Raw genomic sequence first — 260 nt, 5'->3', positions numbered from 1 at the left:
CACCTAAAGTTTCACCAACCATTTTAGATTTAACTTCTGCATTGGCAGCAACAGTCCATTCTGATTTACTCAATATATTTACACCTAACTCAGGTGAAAAATCTGAACCATCTAATTCAATTTCAGGAGATACAGATAAATTTTGTTCTGAAACGGTTATAGGGAAAACTTCAAACCAATGTGCTACATACTCTTCCTTTATTCGAATAGTTACTGTCTTTCCATTTATTAATATAAATGACACTACCGATGGATATAAG

1 protein-coding gene is annotated in these 260 nt (G+C 32.7%); it reads right to left on the bottom strand.

Annotated elements, in window-relative coordinates; all coding sequences use genetic code 11:
* Positions 1-260 (bottom strand): hypothetical protein (locus tag AAEY72_RS15425; RefSeq protein WP_352311478.1); only part of this gene is annotated, 260 nt, incomplete at both ends.

The organism is Psychrobacter sp. W2-37-MNA-CIBAN-0211 (assembly GCF_040309405.1).
GTDB classification, from domain to species: Bacteria; Pseudomonadota; Gammaproteobacteria; order Pseudomonadales; family Moraxellaceae; genus Psychrobacter; species Psychrobacter glaciei.
Note: the sequence above shows the minus strand (reverse complement) of the source record. Positions and strands in the feature narration are given on the sequence as shown.